The sequence below is a fragment of the Cupriavidus basilensis genome, assembly GCF_008801925.2.
GTDB lineage: Bacteria > Pseudomonadota > Gammaproteobacteria > Burkholderiales > Burkholderiaceae > Cupriavidus > Cupriavidus basilensis.
In genome coordinates this window covers 2,889,037-2,912,386 of sequence record NZ_CP062804.1, presented here as the reverse complement: position 1 = coordinate 2,912,386, position 23,350 = coordinate 2,889,037, and the positions used below count along the sequence as shown (strand labels likewise).

The window sequence follows — 23,350 nt, the reverse complement described above, 5'->3', positions numbered from 1 at the left end:
CGGTGCGTCAGTTAAGGCGGCTTGATGCCAAGGCTGGCGCCCGGCTCAGAAAATCTCGAACAGCCCGGCGGCGCCCATGCCGCCGCCGATGCACATCGTCACCACGCCAAACCTGGCGCCGCGGCGCTTGCCTTCCAGCAGCAGGTGGCCGCTCATGCGCGCGCCGGACATGCCGTACGGATGGCCAATGGAGATCGCCCCACCGGAGACGTTCAGGCGCTCGTCCGGAATGCCGAGCGTATCGCGGATATGCAGGACCTGGCTGGCGAACGCCTCGTTCAGTTCCCAGATGCCGATGTCGCTCATCGACAAGCCATGCTGCTTGAGCAGCTTGGGAATGGCGAACACCGGGCCAATGCCCATCTCGTCCGGATCGCAGCCGGCAACGGCCATGCCGCGGTACGCGCCCAGCGGCTGCAGGCCGCGGCGTTCGGCTTCCCTGGCCTCCATCAGCACCATGGCGGATGCGCCGTCGGACAGTTGCGAGGCATTGCCGGCAGTGATGAAGCGGCCCTCGGCCACGCGCTGCCCGTTCTTGAAGACCGGCTTGAGGGCCTGCAGGTCGGCCAGCGTGGTGCCGGGGCGGTTGCCCTCATCCTTGTCCAGCGTGACCTGCTTCTCGCTCACGGCGCCGCTGGCCTTGTCGGTGACCAGCATGGTGGTGGTGATTGGCACGATTTCCGCGTCGAAGCGGCCGGCTTGCTGCGCGGCGGCCGTGCGCTGCTGCGATTGCAGCGAGTACGCATCCTGGGCTTCGCGGCTCACGCCATAGCGCTGCGCCACGATCTCGGCGGTCTCCAGCATGGTCATGTAGATCTGCGGCAGCGTTTGCACCAGTTGCGGGACCTGCGCGCGGTAGCGGTTGATCTTGTCGTTCTGGACCAGCGAGATCGACTCCAGCCCGCCGCCCACGGCAACCTGCATGCCGTCGACGATGATCTGCTTGGCGGCCGTGGCGATCGCCATCAGGCCGGAGGCGCACTGGCGGTCCATCGACATGCCCGGCACCGTGACGGGCAGCCCGGCGCGCAGCAGCGCCTGGCGCGCGACGTTGCCGCCCGTGGAGCCTTGCTGCACCGCGCAGCCCAGGATCACGTCGGCGATTTCCGCCGGGTCGATGCCGGCGCGCTGCACGGCGTGCGAGATGGCGTGGGCGCCGAGCTCCTGCGCCTGCGTGTTGTTGAAGGCGCCGCGATGGGCCTTGCCGATCGGCGTACGTGCGGTGGATACGATGACTGCTTCACGCATGGGAAGTCTCCTGCTGTGTTTTGAGTAAATGCCTAACCGTGGCGATGCGAAACATCCTTGGCGATGGCCAGGAATGTCTCCAGGTCATCGCGGATCTGCTTTTTGTTGTACTTGCCTACGCTGGTCTTGGGGATGTCCCGCGTGATGGCGACGAGCTTGGGCAGCATCCACCTGGTGATCTTGCCGGTCTCGACGCCGTGGACCTTCAGGAAATCGATGACGCTGTCCTCGTCGGCCTCAAAGCCGTTGCGCACGCTGACCAGCGCCAGGGGCTTCTCGCCCCAGACCGGATCCGGCACGCCGACCACTGTCGCCTCGTGCACGAAATCGGCCATCGCGATCAGGTTCTCCAGCAGTACCGTGGGTACCATTTCCGCGCCGCTGCGGATCACGTCCTTCATGCGGTCGGCGATGGTGATATAGCCCTCGGCATCTACCTTGGCGATGTCGCCGGTGTGCAGCCAGCCGTCCTGCCACAGCTCCGCGCTTTTCTCGGGGTTGCGGTAGTACTGCCCGGTTGCCCAGGGCGCGCGCACCACGATCTCGCCGACCGTGTGGTCGTCCTGAGGCACCGGCTTGCCTTTGTCGTCGATGACCTCCACCTCCACGCCAAGAATCGGCAGGCCGGATTTGACCAGCACCGCATCGGTCTCGTCCCGCTCCAGGTGGACCATGGTCTTCTTGATGAACGAGCCAACGATGGTGGGCGCGGTCTCGGTCATGCCGTAGCCCGAACTCATGCGGAAGGTGGGGATCAGGGCTTCCAGCTTGCGCTTGAGCCCGAGTGGCAGCGCGCCGCCGCCCACGCTGACGCGCACCAGGCTGCTGAGGTCGTACTTCTTCAGGTCCGGGTATTCGAGCAGCATGGCCGCGATGGTTGCCACGATGCCCACCGACGTCACCTTCTCGCGCTCCACCAGCTCGCAGAAACCCTGCACGGTAAAGGTCCCGTGCAGCACGATCTTCTGCGCGCTATAGACCGCGACGAAAGGCTGCCCCCAGCCGTGGATGTGGAACATCGGCGTATTCAGCAGCGGCACCGCGCCTTCGCCCAGCCGCGTGCCCAGGCCATCGGCAATATCGTGGTCCGGTGTGTTGCCGATGGCGAGCTGCGCCATCATGTGGATCGTCAGCAGGTAGAGCTGGCGATGCGTGAAGGTGGCGCCCTTCGGCTGGCCCGTGGTGCCGGTGGTGTAGCACAGCGTGGCGTTCACGTCCTCGTGCAGGGCGGGCCACTCGATGGTCTCGGCCTGGCGGGCGAGCAGCGTTTCGTACTCGATGATGTTGGGGATGCGGGTGTGCGGCAGCCCCGGCTTGTCCGACATATAGACCACCAGCTCGACCACATCCTTGATCTTGTCGTAGATGCCTTCCAGCAAGGGAATCAGGGTGTCGTCGACAAACAGGATCTTGTCCTGCGCGTGCCGGATGGTGTAGACGATGTGCTGCGGGGACAGGCGGACATTGATGGGGTGCAAGGTGGCGCCAATGCCCGTCACGCCGTAGTACAGCTCCAGGTGGCGGTGGGTGTTGAGCGCCATCGTGGCGATGCGCTCGCCAGGTTCGCCGGGCGTGCCGGCTTGCACCTTGAGCTCGCCGCGCAGGCCGTTGGCCAGCCGGGCCACGCGCCGGTACCACTGCATCCAGGTAAAGCGGAAATACTCGCCGGTGGCCGGGTTGCGGTAGACGACGCCGATCTCGTTGGGATACATCCGCACCGGGCGCTTCATGATCGTGGTGAGCACAAGCGGGTAGTGCGTGCTGAATTCCGGATAGGTCCTGAATGTCATCCTGTCTCCTGTTGATCCGTGATCCTGTTGATCCCGATGATCCCGATGCTGGCGCTACGCGTTGCCCTCGCGCTGCGGCCGCGGGCGGCGGCGCGGCTCCTCGACCCGCAGGGCGAGCACAAAGGCGATGCTCATGACCACCATGGCCGCGACGAACACCAGCGAGAAGCGCACCCCCTGCGCCAGCATGCCGCCGAGGATCGGCCCGCACGCCATCATCGTGTAGGTAGCAGTGTCGGACACCGCCAGCAGCATCGGGCGATCGCGCCGGTTGCCGAACTCCAGCGCAAAGTTGTCAGCGGACAGGAAGTAGCCGCCAAAGCTGGCGCCCAGCCCGCAGAACACCAGCAGGAACGCGCCCAGCCCATCGCAGAGCAGCAGCGCGGCGGTGGACAGCACCCACAGCCCGATGCTGCACAGGAACACCAGCCGATAGCCGTGGCGGTCGGCCAGGCGGCCCCAGACCAGGTTGCTGGTGGTCTGCGCCAGCAGGTAGGCAATGCTCAGGTAGCCCAGCGTGGCGCCCGAGAGCGGCAGATGGCTGCCAACATAGATGGCATAGAACGGCACGGCCATCATGCTGAACGCCACCAGCGCGCGGGCCACGAAGAAGCGCACGTAGTGCTTGTCCGCGCGCAGCAGCGCCGGCACTTCGCGCAGGCGCTGGCGAAAGCCCGATTGCACGCGCACATCGTGCAGCACCGGCTCGCGCATGCGGGTCAGCGCGGAGATGCCCAGGCTGGTCAGGACGAAGGCGGCGAGGAAGGTGGTGGCGTAGCCATTGCCGAACACATTGCCGCCAACCAGGAAGCGGCCCCCCAGATAGGCCACCGCCGCCGCGATCAGCCCGCCGAGGAAATTGCGGAACGCACTCAACGCGCCCCGCCGCTCCAGCGGAATGATCTTGGACGTGAGGTAGTTGAAGGTGACGTTCTGCACGCCGTTGAACAGGCCGAACAGCAGCAGGAACCCGGCGGCGGCGGCCAGCGCGCCGTCGCCCGAGAGCAGGAAGGCGGACAAGCCCAGGCCGAGGATCTGCAGGCGCACCAGCCAGCCCACCAGGTAGATCAGCGGCATCACGCGCTGGCGATGCTCGATCTGCGTGGCGCCCCAGATCGAGGACATCGCCATGCCCGCGTACTGCGCGCCAAGCACGCACCCCACCACCAGCTTGGAGCCGGACAGCAGGTAGATATAGGCCGGCACGAAGGTGGGGGCGGTCACCAGCCGGAAGCCGGTCATGCCCAGCATGCCGTGGACCAGGTAGGCGCGCGCGTTGCGCGGCAGGTGCTGCTGGACGTGGGCGCGGAAGCTGTCCTCCGCCAGTGCGTGCGCATCGCCATGTCCGGCATTCGTGCCACGGGCGGCTTGCGCGGCGAGTTCCGCTTTCATGCCCGAGTGCCTCCACGCATCGCCGCTTGCGCCGCGTAGTGTTGCAGCGCCTGGTCCAGTTCGACCTTCTCCAGCGAGAGCAGCTCCGTCACCGCCTTCAGCCAGTCCGGGCGCTCGCGCGTGCACACGGAGATCGGCTGCGGCGTGTCGGCGTGCTGCGCGGCCAGCATCGCGTAGTTGGCCGCGTAGCTCGGCGGGCGCACGTCGGTTGCCAGGTCGGCAATGGCGTACGGGTCGGGCGGGCCTGTGCGCGTGGTATCCACCACCGGGATATACGGATTGCGTGCGGCGGTGCCGCCACCGGCCAGGCCGGGGCCGTCGCGCAGGATGGCGCCGCGCACCTGCTGCGGGCGCGCGCCGGCCAGCAGCAAGGCGATATAGCCGCCCAGCCCGCGCCCCGCCACGGTTGACGGGCCCAGGTGCGCCAGTGCGATATCCGCGTCCGCCATCAGGAACTCGCAGCTGTAGCCACCGCCGCGCGGGATGTCCGAGAGCCCGTGCCCGGTGAAATCCAGCGCGTGCACCGTGCCGGGCCAGCCGGCGTACTCGGCCGGCAATGTGTCCGGCGAGCGCTCGCCCAGCCCGTGCAGCAACAGCAGCGCGGGCCCGCTGCCGGCCTTGAGCGGATGCAGGGCAAGGCGCAGGCGGTTGTGGCGCAGGTAGAGGGTCATGGACGGAGGAAGGGCAGGATGCGTTCCGCGGTCTCTTGCGGTCGCTCGATATGGATGAAGTGCCCGGTGTCGGCCATCACCTGTACCTGGGTCGAGGGCGGGAAGTACGGCGCCAGGTCGGCCGCGGTGGCATCCCACCCCATCGGCTCGCGCTCCGTGCCGAAGATGGCCAGCATGGGAATGGGAAAGCCCGGCAGGCGGTCGGTCATCCAGCGCGCGCGCATGGGGCCGAAGCCGGAGGAGCCGATCACCGGGTCGAGCTTCCAGCGCCAGCCGTCCGCATCCTGCCGCGCGCCGAGCGCTGCCAGGTAGCGCAGCCACGCATGGGCCAGCCGCGGGTTCATGCGGGCGCGCCGCCGGGCGAGTTCTTCAAGGGTGCCGGGCTTGCGTGCGAGGCCCGGGCTTTGCCGGCGCGTATCGAGCCACTGCGTGATGATGGGCGCGGTCATCGACTTCTTGTCGCGCACGGCGCTGTCCGCGTGCGGATTGCGAAAGGGCAGGCCATCGATGGCGACAAAGCGGGTGAACCGGTGCGGCAGCGCCTGGATCGCATGCACCAGCAACGAGCCGCCCTTGCTATGGCCGATGGCGATCAGCGGCTCGCGCGTGACCGAGTCGGCCACCGCCAGCAGGTCCCGCTCGTCCGCGACCCAGCTGTACAGGTCGGCATGCTCGGAGTCGCCGTGGCCACGCTGGTCGTAAGACACCACGCGGTAGCCGGCATCGGCCAGCAGCGGCGCGAAGACATCGAAGGTCCGCGCGAAATCCATGGCGCCATGCACCAGCAGGACCGGCGTGGCGTCGATCGGGCCCCACTCATGGACGGCGATGCGGATGCCGTCGGCGCTGACGGTGCGCGAGCGATCCGGCGCCCGGGCACCCGGAAAGGCAGGGATGGCACAGCGCGGCGCGCTGCTGGCTTTGGCCTCCACATTGTCTCCTGGTTGCGCCACACGGGCGCAGACCGGCTTGGTGTTCTTGCCGGTTTAGTGGTTACGGTATGTTTCCGGGAATGCTATCACATTGGCAGAAAATGCATTATTTGCTGCGATGGTTGGATGTCTTGTCATGCCATGGATCAATTTTAGGAAATGGAGTATTGACGTTGCTGGGTCGGGCTTATATAACGAATCCAAACCAAAAAAGACAAGCCATAAAAACAGGAGACAAGCGTGGATGACCTGGAAACCTTCCGGCAGGAGGTACGTGCCTGGCTGCAAGCGCAATGCCCGCCCGAAATGCGGCAGCCCGTGCGCAACGAAGACGACATCTGCTGGGGCGGGCGCAAGTTCCGCTTCCAGTCCGAGGCGCAGCGCCTCTGGCTCGCGCGCATGGCGGACAAGGGCTGGACGGTGCCGGAGTGGCCGCGCGAGTATGGCGGCGGCGGCCTCTCCCGCGAGCAGGCCAAGGCGCTGCGCCAGGAAATGCAAGCGCTTGGCTGCCGCGTGCCGTTGCAAAGCTTCGGCATCTGGATGCTTGGCCCGGCCTTGCTCCGGTTTGGCTCGGAGGCGCAGAAGCGCGAGCATCTGCCGAGGATCGCCCGCGGCGAGATCCGCTGGTGCCAGGGGTATTCGGAGCCCAATGCCGGGTCGGACCTGGCCTCGCTGCAAACGCGCGCGGACGAGCGCGGCGATCACTTCGTCGTCAACGGCCAGAAAGTATGGACTTCCTACGCCGACAAGGCGGACTGGATCTTCTGCCTGGTGCGTACCGACTTTTCGGCACAGAAGCACACCGGCATCAGCTTCTTGCTGTTCGACATGGAAACGCCGGGCGTGACGGCGCGGCCCATCGTGCTGATCTCCGGCAAGTCGCCGTTCTGCGAAACCTTCTTTGACGATGTGGTAGTACCGCGCGCCAACCTGGTGGGCGAGCAAAACGGCGGCTGGGCCATCGCCAAGTACCTGCTGACCCATGAGCGCGAGATGATCAGCGGCATTGGCGGGCGCGGCCAGCGCCCGCCAATGGGCAAGCTCGCGCGCGACACGCTCGGCCAGAACGAGCGCGGCGAAGTCGACGCGCCCATGCTGCGCGCGCAGATCGCCACCTTCGAGATCGATGAAGCGGCATTCGCCCTGGCGGGGGAGCGCGCGCTGGACCTGGCCCGGCAGGGCGAGGGCATTGCCGCGTTCTCGTCGGTGTTGAAGTACTACGGGTCGGAGCTGAACAAGCGGCGCTATGAGCTGCTGATGTCCATTGGGGGCAGCGAGGCCCTGGAGTGGGAGAGCGAGCGCAGCAACGACGGCGCCACCGCGCGCGGCTGGCTGCGCAGCAAGGCCAACTCGATCGAGGGCGGCACGAGCGAAGTGCAGCTCAACATTATTGCCAAGCGCTTGCTCGGCCTGCCCGGCGCCTGACCGCCCCAACTCCACGCTCGAATGCTTAGAGACCGACTATGGCCATCGTATTGAATCAGACCCAGGAGATGCTGCGGGACAGCGCCCTGGCATTCCTGCGCGAAAGCGCACCCATCCCGATGCTGCGCAAGCTGCGCGACACGCGGGACGACACCGGCTTCTCGCCGGCCCTCTGGCGGGAGTTTGCCGAGCTGGGCTTTGCCGGCGTGCTGATCCCCGAACAGTATGGTGGCAGCGAGCTCGGCGTGGTGGAGGCGGGCGTACTGATGGAGGCGCTTGGCCGCACGCTGGCCCCCACGCCGTTTTTCTCCACCGCCTTGCTGGGCGCTTCGTTGATTTCCCGGGGCGGCAGCGCAGCGCAGAAGGCGCATTTCCTGCCCGCCATCGCGGCTGGCAGGCACCTGACCGCGCTGGCGATCGACGAGGGCGCGGCGCACCGCCCGGAGCGCCAGGCGCTCGCCGCCGTGCGGCAGGACGGCGGGTTCGTGCTCAATGGCGCCAAGGTCTTCGTCATCGACGGACATATCGCCGATACGCTGATCGTGGTGGGCCGCACCAGCGGCAACGTCGACGACCGTGACGGCGTCACGCTCTTCCTGGTGCCGCGCGGTGCCGATGGCATTGCCGTGGAGCGCACCGTGATGGCGGATGCCCGCAATGCCGCGCGCGTGCAGTTCCGGGATGTGCGCGTGGCGGCGGACGCGGTGCTGGGCGAGGCCGGTTGCGGCGCGGCCATGCTTGAGCACGCGCTCGATATCGCCCGCGTGGCGCTGGCGTCCGAGCTGGTCGGCATTGCCGACGAAGCCTTCGCGCGCACGCTGCAATACCTGAAAGAGCGCAAGCAGTTCGGCAAGATCATCGGCGAGTTCCAGGCGCTGCAGCATCGCGCTGCCCATCTGTTCAGCGAGATCGAGATCACGCGCGCGGCGGTGCTGCGCAGCCAGCAACTGCTCGACGACGGCCCGGCGCAGCCAGTCGCGCTGGTCTCCGCGGCCAAGGCCCGCGCCGGGTCCACGGCGATGCTCGCGGTGCAGGAGGCCGTGCAGATGCACGGCGGCATTGGCATGACCGACGAGTTCGAGATCGGCTTCTACATGAAGCGTGCCTGCGCCGCGCAGATCCTGCTCGGCGATACCAACTTCCACGCCCAGCGCTGGGCGACCTTGCGCGGCTACTGAGCGCCGCAGCGCACCATCCTCAATCGTGTTTGCAGGCCGTCCACGCGCAGGCGTGGCGCCTGCGCTCGCCTTCGCGTTTCCCGCCGCGCGTTTGCGCCGCACAAGCGGCCCGCCACGGCGGCGGCGACCTAGGTAAATCCACTAGACATTCAAGGGTCAGTTCGGTTGTCATGAATTAGAACTCTGGGTATGCTGAATGGGCTATCTGCACAAACAGCAGCTCGGTGGAAGACCCCCAGGGATACATTCCTGGCTCGCACCAGACATCGCATGATTTACGTGTTAATCGATGCTTGTCTGGTGTGTTTGGCGACCACGCGAAGCACCGAACAGGAGACGGCATGGTCGGGGCGGCACTCTTTCTCGTATCCACGGTATCTTTTTTCAGGGCACGCGGCGTGGCCTGGGCGGGCGTCACGGAAGCGGGCGCGCCATGAGTGCCTACATCCTGCGCCGCCTGCTGGCGCTGCTGCCCACGCTGCTGTTCGCCAGCCTGATCGTCTTCGTGATCGTGCGCATGGTGCCGGGCGATGTGGTCGACCTGATGCTGAGCCAGAACGACATCAGCGCCGATACCAAGAGCCGCGAGGACCTGATCCGCGCGCTGGGCCTGGACCAGCCGATGTGGTTCCAGTACGTCCACTGGATTGGCAACATCGTGTTGCACGGGGATCTCGGCCAGTCGCTGTGGCAGGGTGAGCCGGTGCTGAAGATGGTGCTGGCGCGCATGCCCGCCACCTTCTCGCTGGGCGCGCTTGCCCTGTTCGTGGCGCTGTCGGTTGCGTTGCCCGTGGGCGTGCTCTCGGCGATCCGGCAGGACACCGCGGCCGACTACGTGGCGCGCTCGTTCTCCATCCTGATGCTGGCGGTGCCCAGCTTCTGGATGGGCACGATGATCATGGTGTTTCCTTCCGTGTGGTGGGGCTGGTCGCCCGAGGTGCGCTACGTTCCCTTCCTGGAAGACCCCCTCCAGCACATCAGCAACATGCTGGTGCCCGCCATCATCCTTGGCATGGCGCTGTCGGCCATCACCATGCGCATGACGCGCACCATGATGCTGGAGGTGCTGCGCCAGGACTACATCCGCACGGCCTGGGCCAAGGGCTTGAACGAGCGCCTGGTGATCCTGCGCCATGCGCTGCGCAACGCGCTGATCCCGGTGGTGACGCTGATCGGCCTGCAGGCGCCGCTGCTGATCGGCGGGGCCGTGGTGATCGAGCAGATCTTCGCGCTGCCGGGCATGGGGCTGCTCCTGCTGGACGCCGTGAACCAGCGCGACTATCCCGTGATCACCGGCGTGTTCCTGGTGGTCGGGGTGGCCGTCATGCTCATCAACCTGCTCGTGGACCTGAGCTACGGGCTGTTCGACCCGAAAGTGAGGCATCGCTGATGGCACGCCCAATCGCAAACGCCCCGGCGCTCAAGACGGCGCAAGCCGCCCCAGCCGCGCCGCCCACTTCCGGCCCGGGCCGGCTCGGATCGGCTTTCGCACTCGCGGGCCGCCTGTTCCGCGACAAGCCGCTGGGCGCCGCCGGCGCGGTGATCTGCATGATCTTCCTGTTCTGCGGCGTCTTTGCCGACTGGCTGGCGCCGTATGGCGTCAACGAGATCAGCATGATGAAGCGGCTGCAGCCGCCGTCGTGGGCGCACCCCTTCGGCACCGACAACCTCGGGCGCGACATGCTCTCGCGTTGCCTGTACGGCGCGCAGCTCTCGGTCGTCATCGGGCTGTCGGCCGCCACGCTGGCTACCGCCATCTCGGTGCTGATCGGCATCCTGACCGGCTACCTGGGCGGCAAGTTCGACCTGATCGTGCAGCGCATGGTGGATGCGTGGATGAGCTTTCCCGACCTGGTGATCCTGATCGTGGTGGTGTCCGTGCTCGGCCCGGGCAGCTGGCAGATCATCGGCACGCTGGGCCTGCTGCTGGGCGTGGGCGGCTCGCGCATCATCCGCAGCGCGGTGGTCTCGGTGCGCGAGAACATGTATGTGCACGCCGCGCAGTCCATGGGCGCGTCCACCGGCCGCATCCTCTGGCGCCATATCCTGCCCAATGTGCTGCCGCCCATCATCGTGCTGTTCACCACGCGCGTGGGCACCGCGATCCTGGCCGAATCCGGCTTGTCTTTCCTCGGGCTGGGCGTGCCGCCGCCCGCGCCGACCTGGGGCGGCATGCTCTCGGGCAACGGCCGCACCTTCATGTTCCAGGGGCCCTGGCTGGCCTTGGCCCCCGGCATCTGCCTCACCGTTGTCGTCTATGCCATCAACGTCTACGGCGACGCGCTACGTGACCTGCTTGACCCGCGCATGCGCGGATCGCGATAACCAACAACGGAGGATGACGATGGAGGGACGCGGCTTGAACCGGACAATATCTTCAGTGGTGGCGGGCGTGGCGCTGGCGCTCGCCGCCGGCGCCGCCTGGGCGCAGGCCGAAGCGCCGAAGTACGGCGGCAATCTCGAGATCGGCTCCATGTATCCCACCATCTCCGCCCTGTCGTGGGACCTGGCAGACTGGAACTGGAAGCAGAATTACGACACCGGACAGGTCTACGAACAGCTCTTCGTCGCCGATCTTTCCAAGGCCAGGCGCAATGGCGGCAAGTATCCGTTCCAGGCCGATGCGTGGCTGCCGGAGGATGCGATTCGCGGCGAGCTGGCCGAGAGCTGGAAGTGGGTCGACCCGCTGACGCTCGAAGTCAAGCTGCGCAAAGGCGTGAAATTCCCCGCCAAGGCGGGCGTCATGGAAGAGCGCGAACTGGTGGCCGACGACGTGGTCTTCAGCTACAACCGCCAGAACACTAGCGCCAAGAAAATCCCCACGTACTACGACCACCTCAACAAGGTGGAGGCAACGGACAAGTACACCGTGGTCTTTCGCTTCAAGGAGTTCAACGCCGAATGGGATTACCGCTTCGGCTGGGGCTACTACTCCGGCATCATGCCCAAGGAAGTGGCGGCCGCCGGGGCCGGCAACTGGAAAAATGTGAACGGCAGCGGGCCGTTCCTGCTGAGCAACTTTGTCCAGGGCACCGCCAGCACTTACACGAAGAACGAGCAATACTGGGATAGCGACAAGATTGCCGGTAAGGACTACAAGCTGCCCTTCGTCGACAAGGTCGTGCTGCGCACGGTCAAGGATGAGTCCACCCGCAACACCATGCTGCGCACTGGCAAGCTGGATGTGCTCGAGTCTGTCCGCTGGACCGCGGTCGATGAGCTCAAGAAGAACGCGCCGGCCCTCAAGTGGTCGCGCTGGCTGTCGACCAATGGCCAGTACGTGGCGCTGCGCGTCGATACCAAGCCGTTCAACGACCTGCGCGTGCGGCGCGCGCTGAACATGGCGGTCAACAAGCAGGAGATCGTCAAGCAGTTCTATGGTGGCAATGCCGAACTGTTCGCCTACCCGCAGCATCCGGATTACACCGGCTACTTCGAGCCGCTGAGCGCCATGCCGGACTCGGTGAAGGAGCTGTTCGCCTACAACCCGGACAAGGCGCGCAAGTTGCTGGCCGAGGCGGGCTACGCGGAGGGCTTCACCTTCAAGGTGCAGGTATGCGCCTGCCAGCCGGAGCACCTGGAGCTGCTGCCGCTGATCGGCGCCTACCTGGAGCAGGTTGGCGTGCGCATCGAGATCCAGCCGATGGAGTACGGCGCATTCCTGTCGGCCATGACCACCAAGACCAATGCGCCCGGCTACCTGATGAGCAACGGCCATACCAACCCGACCACCACGATCCGCAAGAGCTTCGTGAAAGGCCAGGTCTGGAACGCCGCGCAGTGGGGTGACGCCAAGTACGAGCAGCGCGTGAACGAAGCCTTCCAGATGCGCGACCTCGGCCGCCGGCAAGAGGCCTTGCGCTCGCTGACGCGCGATGTGCTCGCGGATGCGCCGTATATCTGGTTGCCGACCCCTTACGTGTACACCGCATGGTGGCCCTGGGTGAAGAACTACAACGCCGAGCTGCGCGCGGGCGCGGTCCGTCCCGGCCCGATCTACGCGCGGATGTGGATCGACCAGGACATGAAGAAGAAGATGGGGTTCTGATTTCCTTGCTCCAACCTTGCTCCAACCTTGCTCGACGCCCGTCCCTTTCAAGGAGGCCCGCATGACGCAGCCCATCCTGCAGGTGAACCAGCTGACCACGCGCTTTCGCACCGACCGGGGCGTGGTTACGGCGGTGGACCAGGTCTCGTTCGATGTCGCCCCCGGCGAGACACTGGCCATCGTCGGCGAGTCCGGCTCGGGAAAAAGCGTGACCGCGCTGTCCATCCTGGGCTTGATTCCCAGCCCGGCGGGCCGCATCGAATCGGGCGAGATCCTCTTTGACGGGCAGGACCTGCTCAAGCTCAGCCCGGCAAAAATGCGTGCGATCCGCGGCAACCGGATCGCGATGATCTTCCAGGAGCCGATGTCGTCGATGAACCCGGCGCTCACCGTGGGCAAGCAGATCGCCGAGCCGATCAACCTGCACCAGGGCATGCCGTGGAAGACCGCCCTGGGCATTGCCGGCGAGCTGCTTGGCAAGGTGCAGATCCCCGAGCCGCAGAGCCGGCTGGGCGCCTATCCGCACCAGTTCTCGGGCGGCATGCGCCAGCGCGCCATGATCGCCATGGCGCTGGCCTGCAAGCCGCAGCTGATCATCGCGGACGAACCCACCACCGCGCTCGACGTCACGGTGCAAGCGCAGATCCTTGATTTGCTCAAGGACCTGGCCAGCCAGTCCGGCACGGCGCTGGTGCTCATCACGCACGACCTGGGCGTGGTGGCCCGCTATGCCGATCGCGTGGCCGTGATGTACGGCGGCCGCATGGTCGAGACCGCCACGGCGCGCGAGCTCTACGGCCATCCCGCGCACCCGTACACGCGCGGGCTGATGGCCTCGGTGCCGCGCATCGACGGCGATACCCGACAGCCGCTGGTGCCGATCGACGGCCAGCCGCCCGACCTTACCGCGCTGCCGCCGGGGTGCGCTTTCATGCCGCGGTGCAAGCTCGCCACCGATCAATGTAGCCTGTCGCGCCCCGCGCTGCGTGCCGTTCGCCCGAATCACTTCAAGGCATGTTTCCTCCATGACCATGACCACCACTGAAGCACGGGCAGTGCCCGCTGCGCGCCAGCACGGCAAGATCGGCGACGAGATCCTGCGCGTCGAGAACCTCAAGGTGCATTTCCCCGTCACCCGGGGCGTCTTTATCAAGCGGCAGGTGGGCTCGGTCAAGGCGGTGGACGGCGTATCGTTCACCCTCAGGCGTGGCGAGACATTGGGCCTGGTCGGCGAAAGCGGCTGCGGCAAGTCCACGACCGGCCTCGCCATCATCAAGATGCTGGCCGCCAGCGGCGGACGGATCGCCTTCGATGGCGACGACTTCGCCACCTTCAGCAAGGCGCAGGAGAAGAACTTCCGCCGCAGCGTGCAGATGGTCTACCAGGATCCGTTCGGCTCGCTGAACCCGCGCATGAAGGTCTGCGACATCATCGGCGAGCCGCTCGAAGTGCACGGCATGGCCAACGACCGCGAGCACTATCGCGCCCGCGTCGCCGAGCTGCTGCAGATGGTCGGCCTGCTGCCCTATATGGCGGACCGCTACCCGCACGAGTTCTCCGGCGGCCAGCGCCAGCGCATCGGCATTGCCCGCGCGCTGGCGGTGGAGCCGAGCCTGATCGTTTGCGATGAACCCGTCTCCGCGCTGGACGTATCGATCCAGGCCCAGGTGGTCAATGTGTTCATGGAACTGCAGCGGCGGCTCGGGCTGACCTATCTCTTCATTGCGCACGACCTGGCCGTGGTGCGCCACATCAGCGACCGCATCGCCGTGATGTACCTCGGCCGCATCGTGGAGATCGCCAGCCGGGACGCGCTATATGCGAATCCCCGGCATCCCTACACCAAGGCGCTGCTGTCCGCCGTGCCGGTGGCGAGCGTCGAAGCCGAGGAACGGCGCCAGCGCATCGTGCTCAAGGGCGAAGTGCCAAGTCCGCTGAATCCGCCATCCGGCTGCCGCTTTCACCCGCGCTGCGCGCAGGCAACGCAGCGCTGCAGGGTGGAGGATCCGGTGCTGAGGGCGCGGGGGGATGGGCAGATGGTGGCTTGCCATCTCGAGGGTCTGGCGGGGTGATGCGGGAAGCGGGGAGCGGGCCTTGGCGCATCGAAGCGCATCAAGGCGTATCCTCGCGCTCACTGCCCTGAAAATATCCCCAGGAACAAAGGCCGGATAAACAGATCCGCCGCATTCTCCCCGGATGCATCCGGCACCCACCGCCGCAACTCCACCGCGGCATTGATCATGCCGTTTACCTGCAACGAAGCAATCGACTGATCCAGCGCCCGGATCGACCCGTCCTGCATCCCTTGCACCAGGAATCGCGCAAACCGCGCCGACAGCCGGTTCATCGTCAGCATCTTCTCCTTGCGCATTTCCTCGGGCAGCGCGCCGTAGATAGTCAGGCGCAGCAGCGGCCCCTGGCTGGAAAACTGGTAGCTGACCAGCGCGCGCGCGATTGCGCACAGCTTGTCCCAGCCGGTGCCCGGGCCGTCCTCCACTTTCGACTGCGCATCGCGGATCACCGCGAACATGCGGTCGAAGCAGGCGGAGATCAGGTCGTCCTTGTTTTCGTTGTGGTGATAGAAGGCCCCCTTGGTGAGATTCAGCCGCGCGGAGATGCGATCGGCGGAAGCGCCCCGATAGCCCAGTTCATTGAGCAGTTCCGTGGCGGCGCGCAGGAAGGCTTCCTGGGTGGTTTCGGCTTTGGAGATCGGCGGCGTCCCGGCCGGGCTGCTGTCCCATCGCGATGACGGTGACGCAAAGCCGTTGAGCAGGATATCCACGACGGTATCTGCCACCTTCGGATAGTCTTCCGGCTCATAGCGCTCCACCCATGTCATCGCGCCGCTGGTCAGCGACAGCAGCAAGTGCGCCGCCGCGCTCAGGGCGCTGCGTTGCGCCGGGTCCTTGGGTGTGTCGCTGCGCAGCACCTTGCGGATGCGCCGGAACATGTCCGTGTAGGCCGCGAAGGCGACGTCCGCGTGGGTGTCGGGCAGCGAGCGGATCTCGCGAAAGCTCATCAGCTCGGGGCGCTCACCCGTTGCCGTCCTGGCCAGCCGCTGGAAGAAAAGCGCGATGAAGCGGCGCACCCTGGCCTGCGGCAGCGGCTCGCCGGCCGTGGCGTCGGCGATGCCCGCGATTTCATCGATGGTGCGCATCAGGCACGCCACCACAAGGTCTTCCTTCTTGCGGTAGTAGTAGGTGATGCTGTTGGTGCTCAGGCCCACTTCCTGCGCCACGTCCGAGAGCGTGGCGCCGCGCAAGCCCTTGCGGTTGAACAGCCGGGCAGCGGCATCGAGGATCGCCTCGCGTTTCTCCACGTACCGGCGTGTCGGGCGGGCGTCCGCTGTTTCCTTGAGCATGAGGCGAGATTTCTGCGATGGTTGGCCGGGAGCGCGGATTATAGAGGTGGCCCGCGCGGGTTGAGGCTTTGCCGAGTCTACCATCGCGCCGGCCTGCCTTTTCACCGGTTTCTCGGGCGTCTATAAGCAGTACTTCTGGAACCGGCAAGCAGCCCAACGTGCCGGTGCGCACGCGCGCCGAAGCGTTGCGGCTGGTGTCGCCGGGAGGGCTGGTCGAGGTCACCGTCACCGCGAGCCGCGTGCCGACGCGCCCCGCAAGGTAGACGCCGGGGCCGCTTGCCATCTATTGCCGGGTCGCAGCATAATGCAACAATGTTGCATTATGCGTGGCGAGGTTCTGGATGGCGATTGGTAACGGCGAACATAGCGAACATGGCGAACATGGCAAGGCGGGCGGTGATGCCGTCATCGACCTGAGGGACATCGCATTCACCTGGCCCGCGCAGGCCGCGCCTGGCCTGCGGCTTGACCGGCTTCGGCTGGGCGCGGGCGAGCAGGTGTTCGTGTGCGGCCCCAGCGGCAGCGGCAAGAGCACCTTGCTGTCGCTGCTGGCCGGCGTGCTGCTGCCACAGCAAGGCACCGTGCGCGTGCTGGGCACCATGCTTGGCGCGTTGTCGGCCTCGCAGCGCGACAGCTTCCGCGCCGATCATGTTGGCCTTGTCTTCCAGCAGTTCAACCTGCTGCCCTACCTGTCGGTCGTGGACAACGTGCTGCTGCCTTGCCGCTTCTCGCCCGTCCGGCGCAAGCGGGCGGCAGCGCAGGGCGAGACGCCGGAGGCCGCCGCGCACGCACTGCTCAGGCAGCTCGACCTGTCGCCGGCCCTGTGGCGGCGCCCAGTCACCCAGCTCTCGGTTGGCCAGCAGCAACGCGTGGCCGCAGCGCGCGCGCTGATCGGCTGCCCGCAGGTGGTGCTGGCCGACGAACCCACCTCGGCGCTGGACGCGCCGCGCCAGCAGGCCTTCATGGCGTTGCTGCAGCGCGAATGCGGCAACGCCGGCGCCAGCCTGGTGTTTGTCAGCCATGACGAGCGCTTGTCGGCGGGCTTCGCGCAGAGGTTGTCGTTGCCGGCGATCGATACGATGGATGTGATCCGCGCGTTGGAGCCGGCATGATGCTGATGCTATCGATGGCGGCGCGCAGCGCCTGGAACCGCCGCTTCAACCTGCTGCTGATGCTGCTGGCGATTGCTATGTCCGTTGCCATGCTGCTGGGCGTGGAGCGTATCCGGCATGCGGTGCGGGCGAGCTTTGCGCAGTCGGTGTCCGGCACCGACCTGGTGGTCGGCGCGCGCACCAGCCCGATCCAGCTGATGCTCTACACCGTGTTCCACCTTGGCGGGGCCACCAACAATATGCGCTGGGACAGCGTAGAGCGGCTGGCGCGACATCCGGCAGTGGCGTGGACCATCCCACTCTCGCTGGGCGACTCGCACCGCGGCTTCCCGGTGCTGGCGACCACGGCCAGCTATTTCACCCATTACCGCTACGGGGATCGCCGTGCGCTGGAACTGGCGCAGGGCAGGATCTTCCCGTCGCTGTTCGATGCGGTGCTTGGCGCCGAGGTGGCTAGCCGGCTGGGCTACCGCGTGGGCGACCGCATCGTGCTTAGCCACGGCGACAGCGGTGACAGCGGTGACAGCGGTGACGATGGGCCACATGCCGATCCTGCCGGCGATCATGACCATGCCGACAAGCCCTTCGTGGTCAGCGGCATCCTGGCGCGCACCGGCACGCCGGTGGACCGCACCGTGCATATCGGCCTGGATGCCATGCAAGCCATCCACCTGGGCTGGGAGGGCGGCGCGCCGCTGCCGGGCCTGGCGATCCTGCCGGAGCAGGTGCGCAAGTTCGACCTGACACCCCATAGCGTGACGGGCGTGCTGGTCGGGCTGAAGCTGCGCTCGCAAGTGTTTGCCGTGCAGCGCGAGATTGCCGAAGACCCGCACGAGCCGCTGACGGCGGCGTTGCCAGGCGTGGCGCTGGACGACCTGTGGCGCGTCATTGGCGTGGCCGAGCGCGCCATGCTGCTGGTGTCGGCGCTGGTGGTGGTGGTCGGGCTGGCGGGGCTGGCGTCCTCCATCCTTGCCGCGCTGGGCGAGCGGCGGCGCGAGCTGGCCATCCTGCGTGCCGTCGGCGCCCGCCCGCGCGACCTGCTGGCCATGCTGGCGCTGGAGGGGCTGGTGGTGATGGCCGCCGGTGCCCTGCTCGGGCTCCTGTTGTTGAGCACGCTGGCAGCGGGGCTTGGGCCCTATCTGGAAGCCACGTACGGCGTGGCCTTGCAAGCGGCCTGGCCCACGCCGGGCGAGTGGCCGCTGCTTGTTGCCGCGGTGGCCGCCGGCTTTTGCGTGAGCCTGCTGCCCGGGTGGCGCGCTTACCGCCTGAGCCTGGCGGATGGGCTGATGCCGACCACATGATGATGAAGATGATGAAGAAGCCCGGCGTGACCTCACGCGTGCGCCGTGCCTTGTTTGTGCTCGCCAGCATCGGAGTGGCCATCGCGGGCGCCGCATATTTCTTCCGGCCATCCCCGCAAGCGCAGGCGGATGCAGCTACTGCCAAGCCGCCCGGCTATGCGATAGGCGAGGCGCTGCAACCCGCGCCCGCCGCACCCGACCCCGCCTTGCGCGAGATCGGCTGGCAGGCCCTGCTGCCCAAAGGCTGGGATCCGCTGGCGCCGTTCAAGGGCCTGCGGCTCGATGAACTGGAGGACGCCGACCCGCGCGCCCAGATCGCCCTGTACAAGGCCCGGCAGTACTGGAAGAACGCACCGGTGGAGCCCTCGCTCGATGGCGCGGCGGTGCGCATAGCCGGCTTTGTCGTCTCGCTCGATGGCGAGGGCGAGGCGATCCGCGAGTTCCTGCTGGTGCCGTACTTTGGCGCATGCATCCATGTGCCGCCGCCGCTCGCCAACCAGGTCATCCATGTGCGCACGGACAAGCCGCTGGCGGGGCTGCGCAGCATGGACACCGTGTGGATCAGCGGCGCGATGCGGGTGGAGCGGGCGGACACCATGATGGGCTATGCCGGCTATGCCATGCCGGCGGCAAGCGTGCAGCCTTATCTGGCATCGCCGCGCCGTTGATCGGTGGCGATGATCCGCGCGCACCACATTTTGCATTCGCGCTGCGTATTCTTGCGCCGGAATCAAATATGTTCTGCTCGCCGCACGGTTTTTCTCTGCATGGGTAGCGCGGAACTCGGGTCCTGTTCATCCGGCCAGGCCACGGCCTAACGGTTTCACGGCCCCGCCCCAATCCGGCTCGCCTCGCAAGCCCGCTTCCAGGAGCATCCCATGCAAATCTTCATCACCGGCGCGGCCGGCTTTATCGGCGGCTCTGTCGCGGCGCACCTGATCGCCGCCGCGCAGCTGGCCGTGCGCGGCGTCGTGCCCGTGCAGGGCACGCTTGACGACGCCGCCCTGCTGACGCGCGAAGCCGCGCAGGCCGATGGCGTGATCAACGCTGCCAGCAGCGATCACCGCGCCGCGGTAGCGGCGCTGCTGGCCGGATTGCGCGGCTCGGGCAAGCCATTGCTGCATACCAGCGGCTCCAGCGTGATCGGCGATGACGCCGGCGGCAATGCCTTGTCGCCTCGCATCTTTGACGAACAGACGCCGTTCGTGGTGGAGCCGGGCAAGCAGGCGCGCCACGCCATCGACCAGATGGTGCTGGCGGCCGCCGAGCAAGGCGTGCGTAGCGCCGTGCTGTGCAACAGCATGATCTACGGCGTCGGCGCCGGGCTGCATGCCGACAGCGTGCAGATTCCGCCGCTGGTGGCGCAGGCCAGGCAAAGCGGCGTGGTGCGCATCGTCGGCGCAGGCGTGAACCGCTGGTCCAACGTGCATATCGCCGATGTGGTGGACCTCTATGCGCGCGTGCTCGACAGCGCGCCCGCGGGCGCCTTTTATTTCGTCGAGAACGGCGAGGCTTCGTACGCGGAGATCGGCGCCGCCATTGCCCGGCGGCTCGGCCTCGGGGCCGTGCAGTCCTGGTCGGTCGAAGAGGCCACGCCCATCTGGGGCGAGGGCCAGTCGCGCTATTCCTTCGGCTCCAACAGCCGCGTGCGTGCCCGGCGCGCGCGCTCGGAACTTGGCTGGCAGCCCCGGCACGCGTCGGTGACGGCGTGGATCGAGAACGAGATGCCGCTCGCCTGACGCCCGCCTGAAGCGCGGCTTCATTCAGGCCATGGCCGCCGCCGGCCGTGGCCGCCAACGCATGACCTGATATAGGAAAACACAATGTCCATTCCCGCCATTGGTCTCGGTACCTTCCGCCTGCAAGGCCAGACCGTCATCGACTCCGTGCGCAACGGCCTTGACGTTGGCTACCGTGCCATCGATACCGCGCAGATCTACGGCAACGAGGCCGAGGTCGGCCAGGCCATCGCCGAGAGCGGCGTGGCGCGCTCGGCGCTGTTCCTGACGACCAAGATCTGGACCGAGAACCTGTCGCGCGACAAGCTGGTGCCCAGCCTCAAGGACAGCCTTGCCAAGCTGCGTACGGACCATGTCGACCTGACGCTGATCCACTGGCCGTCGCCAGGTGACGGGGTGCCGGTTGCCGAGTTCATGGGTGCGCTGGCCGATGCTCGCGAGCAGGGGCTGACGCGTCAGATCGGGGTGTCCAATTTCACGATCGGGCTGATGCGGCAGGCGATCGACGTGGTGGGGGCGGGTGCCATCGCGACCAACCAGATCGAGTTGCATCCGTTCCTGCAGAATCGCAAGGTGGCTGACTTTGCCCGCAGCCAGGGGATTCCGATCACTTCGTATATGACGCTGGGCTACGGCAAGGTGTTGCGGGATCCGGTGGTTCAGGAGATTGCGCAGCGCAACGGGGCTACGCCCGCGCAGGTGGTGCTGGCTTGGGCCATGCAGCTTGGGTATGCGGTGATTCCTTCCTCTACCAAGCGCGCGAACCTGGAGAGCAACCTGGGTGCGCTTGCGGTGCGGCTGTCCGAGCAGGACATGGCTGCCATCGGCGCACTGGACCGGGGCGCACGCCTGACCAGCCCGCAGGGGTTGGCGCCTGCCTGGGATTGAGGGCGGGTTGCTGTCGTTCCTGTAGTCGCTGTAGTTGCCCACGTAGATCCGCGCGCCCGGATAGATGGCAGATTGCGCGCATCACTTGCCTGAGCGCGGCCGGCATCGCCGGGCGCATCTTCCCAGTCCCCTTGGCGCCATGAAAGTTGCCCGCGCCAAGGCGGTCAAAGCCTGAATCACTTCCTTCAGAATGCGCAGCCGGATACCGCCGCGATGGCGGCGGTATCCGGCAAGGCGTCGCCCTTGCATTTGCCTCACGACCATCTATGCTGGGTAAATCGATTTAGTAAATCGTTTTACGGAAACGCTTAATACCTGGCCTTTGCCGCCGGCGCTGATCCTGTTCGGCCTGCTGCTCGTGCCGGCTGCTCATCTCCATTGGCCAGCAGGCCGGCGTGCATCCGCTACACTTCGGCACGGTGATGGTGATCGCCATGGGCTTTGGCCTGTGCATGCCGCCCTTGGGCCTGGGGCCGGTCGCCCCTTGTGCGATGGCCGGCACGCGCACGGAGCAGGTGGCGGGGCCGTTGCTGAAATACCTCGCCTTGCTGCTGCTGGTCTTGCTGTTGACGATCCTGTTGCCATCGCTGACGCCATGGCTATCCCGCCTGATGACGCTGGCATGAGATCCCGATAATGGCAACCATACAAGATGTCGCCAGACTGGCGAACGTATCCGTGAGCTCCGTTTCCAACGTGCTCAACGGACGCACCGAACGGCTCAATCCCGCCACGTTCGAGCGGGTGCGGGAGGCCATCCGCACGCTCGGCTTCCGGCCCAGCCAGGTCGCGCGCCAGCTCAAGACCGGCCAGACGCCGATGCTGGGGTTGCTGGTGCCATCCACCGCCAACCCCATGTACGGCCAGCTCGCGCTGAAGATCGAGGCCGAGGCACAGCGCCAGACCGGCTACCGCGTGCTGCTGGGCAATACCAACCGGGACCGGGAGCAGGAGTCGCGCATGCTCGATGACTTGCTCTCGTTCGGCGTGCACGGCGTGATCATCGTGTCGTCACTCACCGGCGAGCGGCATTTCGAGGTGGCGACCCGGCAGGGGCTGGCCATGGTCAGCTACGACGGTGGCGTCGACCCGAACATGCCGGCGTGCATCGATCATGTGGCGCCCGACAACTTCCAGGCGGGCCACCTGGCCGCGTCGCACCTGCTCGAGCTGGGCCACCGGCGCATCGCCTTTGTCATGCCCGCCGGGCGCACGGTAAGCCGCGCGAGCAAGATCGCCGGTTTCCAGGCGGCGGTGAAAGAGGCCGGGCTGGGCGACGCGGTGGTGATAGAGTGCCCGCCCGCCGCGCATTACGGCGATGCCGAACTGGCGGAACTGGGCCAGGTCCTGGCGGGGCAGCTGGCGCAGGTCAGCACGCGCCCCACCGGGCTGGTCGCCGTCAACGACATGATGGCGATCGGGCTGATGTCCGGCCTGCACCAGGCTGGCTTGTCGGTGCCGGCCGATGTCTCGGTGATCGGCATGGACGACATCAGCATGTGCTCGTACACCAATCCCGCGCTGACCTCCGTGGCCATGCCTTTTGGCGAGATGGCGCAAGCCATGGTGCGGCGGGTCATGCTGAGGCTGGCGCAACCGGAAGAAGCGCCGGTCCGCCTGTGCTTTCCCAGCGGGCTGGTGGTGCGCCATTCCACCGCGAAACCGCCAGCCGCCAACCGGCTGGCGGGCGCGCTCGCGCCAAGGCGCGGCTGACGCTGACGCACGCGTTGCATGCCCATGGCCGCGGGGGGAGCCCGCTGCCATGGGCCGATGGGGCCACGCACGCCGTGCGTGGCCGTGGTTGTCTCAAATCGACCTGAATCGTGGAGGAACGAGATGGTGCTCGACAAACCGGAACGCCGGCTGGCAGGCCCGGCCAGGACGTATATCGAGGCCGGATATGCCATCGAGGTGGATATCCTGCGGGTGGAGGATGGCAGCTGGGGAGCGCTGGTCCGCCTGTCAAAGCTGGCCGACGGCCAGGTGCCTGCCGCGCACTTCATGCTCAACCGCACGTTCGAGGACCGCGCCATGGCGTTCTCGTACACGCTGGCGCTGACGCGTTCCTGCGTAGCGCAATTCGCACCGGCCTCCGCGATCGAGATTGCCGAGATGCTCAAGGCCGGAAAGGCTGACCAGCAGGCAAGCTGATAGCCAAGGCCAGCCAGCACGCACCACGCACGGCGCACCACCAATGCCCGGAACGATTCAGCGCCAGCCCTGGCCGGCGCGGGATATCCGGCGAACGATCGCAACGGCACGCGC

21 protein-coding genes are annotated in these 23,350 nt (G+C 66.8%); 15 read left to right on the top strand and 6 right to left on the bottom strand.

Going from position 1 to position 23,350, the window contains the following annotated elements; translation table 11 throughout:
• Positions 1-45 precede the first annotated feature (45 nt).
• The 5 genes from F7R26_RS33895 to F7R26_RS33875 are packed head-to-tail and all read right to left on the bottom strand — an operon-like array spanning position 46 to position 6,033.
• A complete protein-coding gene (locus F7R26_RS33895; RefSeq protein WP_150987289.1) occupies positions 46-1,248 on the bottom strand; it encodes an acetyl-CoA C-acyltransferase in 1,203 nt (400 codons plus the stop codon).
• Between the two features lie 32 nt (positions 1,249-1,280).
• Positions 1,281-3,038, bottom strand: a complete 1,758-nt coding sequence (locus F7R26_RS33890) for a long-chain-fatty-acid--CoA ligase (RefSeq protein ID WP_150987291.1) — start codon at positions 3,036-3,038, stop codon at positions 1,281-1,283.
• 54 nt (positions 3,039-3,092) lie between these two features.
• On the bottom strand, positions 3,093-4,430 hold the full coding sequence (locus tag F7R26_RS33885) for an MFS transporter (RefSeq protein WP_150987293.1): 1,338 nt from the start codon (positions 4,428-4,430) through the stop codon (positions 3,093-3,095).
• Positions 4,427-5,101: an alpha/beta fold hydrolase gene (locus F7R26_RS33880; protein WP_150987295.1), complete on the bottom strand. Its 675-nt coding sequence runs from the start codon at positions 5,099-5,101 to the stop codon at positions 4,427-4,429. The genes F7R26_RS33885 and F7R26_RS33880 overlap by 4 nt, the downstream gene beginning before the upstream one ends.
• Positions 5,098-6,033, bottom strand: coding sequence for an alpha/beta fold hydrolase (locus F7R26_RS33875; RefSeq protein ID WP_150987297.1), 936 nt, complete (start codon positions 6,031-6,033; stop codon positions 5,098-5,100). Before F7R26_RS33875 ends, F7R26_RS33880 begins: the two co-directional genes overlap by 4 nt.
• A gap of 240 nt (positions 6,034-6,273) precedes the next feature.
• Here F7R26_RS33875 and F7R26_RS33870 point away from each other — a divergent pair, with 240 nt between their 5' ends.
• The 7 genes from F7R26_RS33870 to F7R26_RS33840 all read left to right on the top strand — a co-directional run bounded on the left by F7R26_RS33870 (position 6,274) and on the right by F7R26_RS33840 (position 14,756).
• Complete coding sequence (locus F7R26_RS33870) at positions 6,274-7,458, top strand: acyl-CoA dehydrogenase family protein (protein ID WP_150987299.1); 1,185 nt, start codon at positions 6,274-6,276, stop codon at positions 7,456-7,458.
• A 38-nt stretch (positions 7,459-7,496) separates the two neighbouring features.
• Complete coding sequence (locus tag F7R26_RS33865; protein ID WP_150987301.1) at positions 7,497-8,636, top strand: acyl-CoA dehydrogenase family protein; 1,140 nt, start codon at positions 7,497-7,499, stop codon at positions 8,634-8,636.
• 433 nt (positions 8,637-9,069) lie between these two features.
• Entirely contained in the window at positions 9,070-10,026 is a 957-nt protein-coding gene (locus F7R26_RS33860; RefSeq protein WP_043356856.1) for an ABC transporter permease, read from the top strand.
• Positions 10,026-10,961: an ABC transporter permease gene (locus tag F7R26_RS33855; RefSeq protein WP_338404724.1), complete on the top strand. Its 936-nt coding sequence runs from the start codon at positions 10,026-10,028 to the stop codon at positions 10,959-10,961. The genes F7R26_RS33860 and F7R26_RS33855 overlap by 1 nt, the downstream gene beginning before the upstream one ends.
• A gap of 13 nt (positions 10,962-10,974) precedes the next feature.
• Positions 10,975-12,684: an ABC transporter substrate-binding protein gene (locus F7R26_RS33850; protein ID WP_416351355.1), complete on the top strand. Its 1,710-nt coding sequence runs from the start codon at positions 10,975-10,977 to the stop codon at positions 12,682-12,684.
• A 61-nt stretch (positions 12,685-12,745) separates the two neighbouring features.
• Positions 12,746-13,729, top strand: a complete 984-nt coding sequence (locus tag F7R26_RS33845) for an ABC transporter ATP-binding protein (RefSeq protein WP_150987305.1) — start codon at positions 12,746-12,748, stop codon at positions 13,727-13,729.
• Positions 13,716-14,756, top strand: a complete 1,041-nt coding sequence (locus tag F7R26_RS33840) for an ABC transporter ATP-binding protein (protein WP_150987447.1) — start codon at positions 13,716-13,718, stop codon at positions 14,754-14,756. The genes F7R26_RS33845 and F7R26_RS33840 overlap by 14 nt, the downstream gene beginning before the upstream one ends.
• 59 nt (positions 14,757-14,815) lie before the next feature.
• Here the strand turns inward: F7R26_RS33840 and F7R26_RS33835 are convergent, their stop codons facing one another.
• Positions 14,816-16,045 carry a TetR/AcrR family transcriptional regulator gene (locus tag F7R26_RS33835; RefSeq protein ID WP_150987307.1) on the bottom strand — a complete coding sequence of 410 codons (1,230 nt, stop codon included), beginning with the start codon at positions 16,043-16,045 and terminating at the stop codon, positions 14,816-14,818.
• 341 nt (positions 16,046-16,386) lie between these two features.
• Between F7R26_RS33835 and F7R26_RS33830 the strand changes: the two genes are divergently transcribed.
• From F7R26_RS33830 to F7R26_RS33795, 8 genes are all read left to right on the top strand, one after another.
• Positions 16,387-17,157, top strand: a complete 771-nt coding sequence (locus F7R26_RS33830; protein WP_150987309.1) for an ATP-binding cassette domain-containing protein — start codon at positions 16,387-16,389, stop codon at positions 17,155-17,157.
• Positions 17,154-18,458, top strand: coding sequence for an ABC transporter permease (locus F7R26_RS33825; protein WP_150987311.1), 1,305 nt, complete (start codon positions 17,154-17,156; stop codon positions 18,456-18,458). The genes F7R26_RS33830 and F7R26_RS33825 overlap by 4 nt, the downstream gene beginning before the upstream one ends.
• Positions 18,455-19,126, top strand: coding sequence for a DUF3299 domain-containing protein (locus F7R26_RS33820; protein ID WP_150987313.1), 672 nt, complete (start codon positions 18,455-18,457; stop codon positions 19,124-19,126). Before F7R26_RS33825 ends, F7R26_RS33820 begins: the two co-directional genes overlap by 4 nt.
• A 210-nt stretch (positions 19,127-19,336) precedes the next feature.
• Positions 19,337-20,197: an NAD-dependent epimerase/dehydratase family protein gene (locus F7R26_RS33815; RefSeq protein WP_150987315.1), complete on the top strand. Its 861-nt coding sequence runs from the start codon at positions 19,337-19,339 to the stop codon at positions 20,195-20,197.
• An 84-nt stretch (positions 20,198-20,281) separates the two neighbouring features.
• On the top strand, positions 20,282-21,085 hold the full coding sequence (gene dkgB / locus F7R26_RS33810; RefSeq protein ID WP_150987317.1) for a 2,5-didehydrogluconate reductase DkgB: 804 nt from the start codon (positions 20,282-20,284) through the stop codon (positions 21,083-21,085).
• A gap of 395 nt (positions 21,086-21,480) precedes the next feature.
• On the top strand, positions 21,481-21,711 hold the full coding sequence (locus F7R26_RS33805; RefSeq protein WP_206702543.1) for a TRAP transporter large permease subunit: 231 nt from the start codon (positions 21,481-21,483) through the stop codon (positions 21,709-21,711).
• Between the two features lie 10 nt (positions 21,712-21,721).
• Entirely contained in the window at positions 21,722-22,798 is a 1,077-nt protein-coding gene (locus tag F7R26_RS33800) for a LacI family DNA-binding transcriptional regulator (protein ID WP_150987319.1), read from the top strand.
• A 123-nt stretch (positions 22,799-22,921) separates the two neighbouring features.
• The gene (locus tag F7R26_RS33795) at positions 22,922-23,236 is read left to right on the top strand and encodes a hypothetical protein (protein WP_150987321.1); all 315 of its coding nucleotides are present in this window, start codon (positions 22,922-22,924) and stop codon (positions 23,234-23,236) included.
• The last annotated feature ends 114 nt before the right edge of the window (positions 23,237-23,350 follow it).